6 protein-coding genes and 2 pseudogenes are annotated in these 6565 nt (G+C 59.6%); 3 read left to right on the top strand and 5 right to left on the bottom strand.

What is annotated here, in order from left to right:
• Positions 1-512 (bottom strand): hypothetical protein (locus BMX17_RS24275; RefSeq protein ID WP_139203757.1); only part of this gene is annotated, 512 nt, incomplete at its 3' end.
• 791 nt (positions 513-1303) lie between these two features.
• Between BMX17_RS24275 and BMX17_RS27670 the strand changes: the two are divergent.
• A pseudogene (locus BMX17_RS27670) lies at positions 1304-1561 on the top strand (antitoxin VapB family protein).
• Positions 1558-1988: pseudogene (locus tag BMX17_RS24265) on the top strand (PIN domain-containing protein). The pseudogenes BMX17_RS27670 and BMX17_RS24265 overlap by 4 nt, the downstream one beginning before the upstream one ends.
• A gap of 28 nt (positions 1989-2016) precedes the next feature.
• On the opposite strand, the gene BMX17_RS24260 reads toward BMX17_RS24265, so the two are convergent.
• From BMX17_RS24260 to BMX17_RS24250, 3 genes are all read right to left on the bottom strand, one after another.
• Positions 2017-2679: a helix-turn-helix domain-containing protein gene (locus tag BMX17_RS24260; protein WP_092665081.1), complete on the bottom strand. Its 663-nt coding sequence runs from the start codon at positions 2677-2679 to the stop codon at positions 2017-2019.
• A gap of 170 nt (positions 2680-2849) precedes the next feature.
• The gene (locus tag BMX17_RS24255) at positions 2850-3083 is read right to left on the bottom strand and encodes a hypothetical protein (RefSeq protein WP_092665078.1); all 234 of its coding nucleotides are present in this window, start codon (positions 3081-3083) and stop codon (positions 2850-2852) included.
• A 585-nt stretch (positions 3084-3668) separates the two neighbouring features.
• Complete coding sequence (locus tag BMX17_RS24250) at positions 3669-5258, bottom strand: PGF-CTERM sorting domain-containing protein (RefSeq protein WP_139203755.1); 1590 nt, start codon at positions 5256-5258, stop codon at positions 3669-3671.
• Between BMX17_RS24250 and BMX17_RS24240 the strand changes: the two genes are divergently transcribed.
• A complete protein-coding gene (locus BMX17_RS24240; RefSeq protein WP_092665069.1) occupies positions 5247-5528 on the top strand; it encodes a hypothetical protein in 282 nt (93 codons plus the stop codon). The two genes, BMX17_RS24250 and BMX17_RS24240, sit on opposite strands and share 12 nt — an antisense overlap.
• Before the next feature lie 55 nt (positions 5529-5583).
• Here the strand turns inward: BMX17_RS24240 and BMX17_RS24235 are convergent.
• Positions 5584-6565, bottom strand: a 982-nt coding sequence (locus BMX17_RS24235) for an RNA-guided endonuclease TnpB family protein (RefSeq protein WP_092665066.1), incomplete at its 5' end; no start/stop codon positions are given.

Here is a 6565-nt window from a genome sequence, read left to right as displayed (position 1 = left end):
TCGATGTCGACTGTTGCAGACTTCGACTCTAACTGCCCGGGCGGCTCCGCTTCCAGACGATCTGTGTTATCGACCACCACGTAGTAATTCCCCTGTGGTACAGTGAAGTCGCCGCTATCGTTGTTGATGCGTGGCTCCAACACCTCCGGAGTGATGCGCATCCCCTGCTTGTATCGTATGAACTCGCTGGTTGTAACCACGAACAAATCAACCGGGATGTTGCTCTCGACGGTCAGCCGATACCTGAACTGCGCCTCCGAGTTGATTGAGAAGTCCTCCGCGATGTAGTCGTTCCCGTCGATTGTCTCCGTCCTGTCCATAAGGATACCAGATGATGTCTCCGGGCCAGGGACGGTTTCCTGTGCCCCAGGTCTTGTAGTGACTTCATCTGCGCCAGCCGCTGTAGCATCGTCATTGGTGCCTGGAATCGTTTCATCGCTCACACAACCCGAGAGAGTCAGCCCTGCAGCCATCCCTGCCGCCATCAGGAAGTCTCGCCGTGGCGTCTCCATATCTCTATATGTTTATCAAATGGCTAAAACCTATCGTACGGGCGGACCGGTTTGTCCCGGCGCGCCCGCGACGCAGACGTGCGTCATCAGCCCGCCGCCGCCGTCAGCGACCGTAGCCGGCCGCCCCGTAGCCCCGGCCGTGGATCTCCGCGTTGCGGGCCAGCAGGGAAGCCTGTTCTGAGACGAACGAGCCGTCTGAGCCCCGATGCAGGGGTTGCGTGCGGGCGATCGCTGGGAGCCGGAGTCTGTGGTTTCGATGACGCGCTCGGATTTGGGTTTGTTACACTGTAGTTCGGGAAACTCAGCCGGTCAGTGGGCAGAGACACTGAACAGAAACAGTAGCCCCAGCAGTCTCGAACGCACTCACCACGGACACTGGCCGCTGACAGCCTGCACACCTACCACTCAGACGTTTCTCTCAGAATTTTTTGATAAAACTGCGCGGCCGTTTGGGGGAGGATGGGGTGCCCCCTGAACGCGCAGAGGATGTCTCTGTTTTATTCGTGACTCGCGCCCGCGGGAGGGAACTCGGAAATCTGAGCGGTTGCGCCGAAATCCGATCAGATGCCAACCACTCGATATCCGGAATCCGAAGGGTTCTCCAGCGCCGACTTCGGGATTTGAGGTCCTCGATGACCTCAGCCTTCCGGGTCGAAATCGGGCCAGCCACTGGGTCGAGGGCGGGATACGCGGCGACCTGTCGCTCAAGAACGGAGTTTTTCTGTCATATTTCAGTGTGGAGTCCTCTGGCCAAACAAATAACCAATGTCAACCCCAACGTCAACGAACCAATGGCACCTACCGATGAGCAGATCCGGGTCAGCGGCCGGGTAAAGCGCATTCTCGATCGCCGCCGACACGAGGGGAAATCGTACAACGATGTCCTCAAGCGTGTCCTCGGCGACGACGCGGATGGAGATTTCAACGACGGGTTTGGCCGGTGATCCGACGAGGAGGCCGATCGAGTTCGTGACCAGCGCGAGCAGGCCAAAGAAATGAGGAAAGCGCGGATGCGACAGTTGGGCGAGGGCGGGGACGCGGACGCATGAAGGTCCTCGACGCAAGCTTTCTCATCGACTACCTCAACGGTGTCGAGGCGACCAAGGAGTTCTACGAGGCAAACGACGGCGACGCTGAGCGGTGGGTGCTGCCCGTTCCGGCGTACGCCGAGGCGCTAGTTGGGGCAGGGAACGTTCCGAATGGCAATGTCGAGGGCTTCCGTGCCGACCTGGCGTGGGCTGCGGCACACGCCGTCGACGAACAAACGGCTGCCCCCGCTGGGGAGATTGCGGACGAGGTCGCTCCTGAGGGGGTGTTCCTCGACGGTCATGATGCACTCATCGCGGCCGTCGGGCGGGAGTTGGACGCGCCGGTAGTATCGGCTGATATCGATCTCACGCACGAGGAGACGAGCAAGTCATCGAAGTCGAAGACTACCGAGACCAATCCGATGACGTAACCGACAAATCTTTTTGACGCTCGGTTTCGCTGCGACTGCTTGGGTTTAGACCCACGAATTTGCGACTGTCGACGCTAATTTGTTCTCAATCCGGCGGAGGTGGTCCGCGACCGTCCCTGACGAAAGATCAAGTTCCGTGGCGAGTTCTGCCTGCGTTGTTTCGCGTGGCATATTGTAGTAGCCATGCGACACAGCAGTTGCAAGCACCTCCTGCTGGCGCTCTGTGAGAGAGACCAATAGCGGGCTCACTGAGCCATCAAACTGGCCAATCCGCTCTAGCTCCACAGAGACGTCTGGCGGTGAGTTTGCCAGCGCCTGCGAGACGGACTCGTCAGTCCCGATCAGCGTTACCCGCATCCCCCGTGGGTTGCCATTGAGCAGGGTGACTGGCCATTTCAGGACCACTTCGTGCTCAAATAGGGTCACCATCAACTCATTGAGTAGTGGCGAGGGCTCTGTGTGAAGATAGGCGAGCCCATCCTGCTCGGTGGGGCCCTCCAAATCAAGTACCGCGTCGGTATCGGATAGAATGTCCCTCGCGACGGCCATGTCCCCGCGAAATCGGGAGAGATGGGCGTACGTTCCATCCTGGAGTGGGCTGATGTAGTATGTTTCTTCCAGATGGGCAGCGTTCTCATTAGCCAGCGCATTATCCAGCGGATGGAAAGCGTTGTCTTCCCACGTTATAACCTCCGTTGCGTATCTCATATTGTATTCTCTAAAATCTCAGGTTCTATCTATAGCCGCGCGTCGCGTGTAAATGTGCGGTTCTCCTCACAGTACAGAACGTCCCGGAACGCCAGTCACTGTCGACTGCCAGCCGGATCCCTATTCTAAGACCCTACTACTGCAAGAGAGTTGGTTCACGAACGTGGATGTTAGCCATTGGATTCGAGCCGTTCGATGGCGTCTTCGAGCGTGCGTTCGTCGTCGCTGGTGTCAAACTGCGCCATGCTGTGAGTCATGTTGTGCCGCTCCTGCTGTTCGGTAGCCGACGTGTCGAGTCGTTCGATTGCTTCGTCGAGGTTGTCCTGGGTCTCGTCGGGGTTGTCAGCCTGTGCGGCGGCGGAGCCGGGCAGCCCAACGAGTGTCAATGCGAGTGCCAGTGCCACTGCCAAACTGACTGAGCCAACGCGGTGTAGCGTGCGAGTCATTGGTTCCAACTACACCTGAAACAAGGGGCCAGACGACCCTGCGCTTCACTGCTAGGATACACCCCTCATTTATAGTCACCGACAGGCCGCTACACAGACCGGCTCAGGCCAGTCGATGCTGGATTTCTGGAAACTGGTCGATTACAAACATATACACGCGCAGGCAGGTGCCAACGCTTATTCGTGTCGGCAGCGTTGAGCCTAATGGCCAACCTGGGGGTCGGCACCCTGCCGGCCCTATTTTGTCTTTATATCTGGTGAGCGCCAGTTCTCACGACAGGTGTGTCCAGCCACACGCGATCGCCACGAGTCGCTGTACTCGCATGGTGGGTCGTGGTCGTGATTTTCAGTCCTGTCCACACACAGCCCCTTCTGTGCGGTCTGCGTCCCGCCCAGCAACAGCTATGTCGGAGTGTGCCTGCACCCACTGCCAGCGCTCCAATAGCCCCAGCAACCGCTGCTGGTGCAGTATGTCAGCGCTACCGCTCCTCGGCGAGCGGTCGAAAGAAAAGTGTCAGTTAGGGCCGGAAAGCGTTCCGGTAGTTAGTCGCGGCGGCGGACTGCCAGCAGTGCAGCGGCGACCAGTGCGACGAGAGCGAGCACGGCGGTGAAGCCAGGCCCGGTTGCGGTGGTCGTCTCTTCTGCAGGCTCGGTGCCCGCGGCCGTGGTCGGTTCAGGTTCGTCCGTGGTCGGCTCCGGCTCTTCCGTGGTTTCGGTCGGCTCAGGATCCGGCTCCGGCTCCGTTGCCGTGTCAGTCGGCTCCGGTTCCGTCGGTTCCTCAAGCTGCTCACCAGTCACCTGGAAGCTACGGATGTCGGAGTTGCCACCGACACTCGCTTCGACCGTGTAATTGCCGGTTTCGACACCCTCAGTGGGGATCTCGACACTCCACTGGCCATCGGTGCCCCATGCGTCCGTCGACGCGATGTCTAGGGAACTCGCGCTGGGGCCTTCGATGACTTCCACCATGATGGTGGTGTCGTCGGGCTGGCGGTTGGTCACACCCGAGACCGAGATCGTGTCGTTGGTCTCGACCGTGAATGCCTGACCGGCTTCGCCGGTCACCGAGTCAATGCTCACACGACCTTCGGTGTAGCGGAACTGGAAGACCTCAGAGATGTCGTCACTGCCAGTGTCTTCGACAGTTTCGCTCGCAACCCGGTCGATGAGTTGCTGCTGGGTAAGAGCCTGATCGTTCAGGTAGGCGTACCAGCCATCTTGGCTATCCCCACCATTCGCCGCGACATAGTCAGTCGGGAAGCTAATGTCACCATCACCAGCGGTACTGTCACGACCGTCAGAGAAGACGGACATGACAACGTTCCCTTGGGTCAGGCCGGTGTCGAGCTGACCAGCCGGGTTACCCTGTTCGTCTACGCCGGTCAAGGCGAGGTTGTTGCTAACCATGACACTCTCTGACTCGAATTCGCCGTTCGAGTCGACAGTGATGGTGGTCCGGTCGTAGGTGCCGCGCGGGCCGTAGAAGCTCACGCTGACACTGTCTTTCCCGGGCGCAGTCCCGTTGATCGTCATTCCCGTCTGGGCATCTTCGACGGCAACCTGGCCGTTGACGATGCTGACGTAATCGACAGTCAGTCCCGTGTCCGTGACACGCAGCGAGGACTGGGTCCCGACTGCGCTACTGACTTCGGATGCCGTCAGCGACGCTTCGAGGGTCACATCAGGATCCGTGGGGTCAACAGTGTTTTCACCGGACTCGTCGCCCACCGCTTGGACAGCTTCATCATCAGCATCAACGGCGGCGATCCGGTAGGAGCCGGGCAGCGAGAGAACGTTACTCAGCTGGCTCAGGATCGCATCTTCCTCTTCGAAGGTGTCGTCGCCGTCAACGGAGACGGTGAGAAAGTGTTCGAAGTTGCCCTCGTCGCGAGCGTAGAGCGCAACGTCGTCAATACCAGGTGCGGTCGAACCGTTAACGTTGACTTCAGAGCCAACGACGTAGGTTCCCTGGGGGTTGTCAAGCGTGATGGACCCTTCATTGACCGTGAAGGTGTCATCATCAACTTCAGACAGGTCCTGAACATCAGGCGCTGAATTCGCTCCAGGATTCCAACTGCCACCCTGCTGGAATTCAACATTGTTATCTACGACGCTCGGGTTGTGGACCGTCACATCGATGTCGGACGTATCGAGCTGGGACGTGTCAATACTCCCGACACCGACACCGTCGTCGATCTCGACAAGGGCAACTGCGTAGCCGTCGCCCGATTGACCCTTTTCGAGCGTGTCGCCGACGTTCCGGAAGACACTGCTAGCATCGGCATTGTTCGGGATGCTGTCGTCTTCGATGCTGACGAGGGGCGAATCACCCTCTGCAGCATTGCCGATCTCGAACTGGACGTTCTCACCGCGGGTAACTTCTTGACCTCCTCCACGGCGTAAACGCCGTGGAATCCCGCCATGGGATTTCGGGCCAGGCTACTGGCCCTTCGAGGTTTCAAGACGTATGCGTTCCACTCGTCGCCAGGCGGGTTTCGCCCTTGGAGTGGCTGTCTTGTGGCCCGGTCAATGAGGCCCCATCCGTAGCCGAGTCATCGCCAGCCGTCTTCTGACCGGAATCTTGGTCGGTTTGGGGCTGGCTCTCTCCGCTACGGTAGCGGTCTGCGATGTTGAGCGCGGCATTTACGTCCGCCTGATACTCTCCGACCCAACACTCGTCGTTCGTGCATCGGAACGTCGCCTGCTGTGGCCGTGTCCCTGTCTCGCCACAGACGTGGCACTCTCTGGACGTGTTCCGGGGATTGACGGTTGCGATGGGAATCCCGGCTTCTTCGGCCTTGTATTGGATTTGTGCGTGGAGTTTGGCGAACGCCCACCCGTGCAGTCGGCGGTTCATGAACGCGTCGTAGTCCAAGTTCTCGCGGATGTACCGGAGATTCTCCAGTACTAGCACGGGATTATCGACCTGTTGGGTGCGTTCGACCACCTGCCGCGAGACACGGTGGATGATGTGGTCGATGCGTTCCCAGAGACTGTCACCGTACTCCTCCGCAATCCGTTCGCTCTCGCGCCGCTGGAGGCGGTGGGTGGCCGAGAAGTACGTCTTGCGGAGGTACCGTACCTGCGATGCCTCGTCGCTGTAGATGTCGGGAGCGGTCGGGGTGCCGCGCTCGTCACGGTGACACACCGTAGCCAAGGCAGCATCCCCGATGTCCACCCCGACCGGCGTCCGGTCTGTAGGGTCGGACGCCGACCGCTTCTCGAGATCGCGGGTCGCGGTGACGTGCAGATACCACTTGCCGTCGCGTTCCAGTAGCCGACACTCACCCATTTCGGCGTCACCCGCGTGCAACGCTTCCAGCCACGGGCGTTGCTCGGGGTTTGCGGCGGTGGGGATCCAGAGGTGGTAGTCGTCGTGGTGCGGGATTTTGACGTACCACTCGTAGTGGTTCTGCGGTTGGTGGTCGAGTTGGACGCCC

This window comes from Halorientalis persicus, assembly GCF_900110215.1.
Taxonomy (GTDB): Archaea; Halobacteriota; Halobacteria; order Halobacteriales; family Haloarculaceae; genus Halorientalis; species Halorientalis persica.
This window is presented reverse-complemented; position numbering and strand designations above follow the sequence as displayed.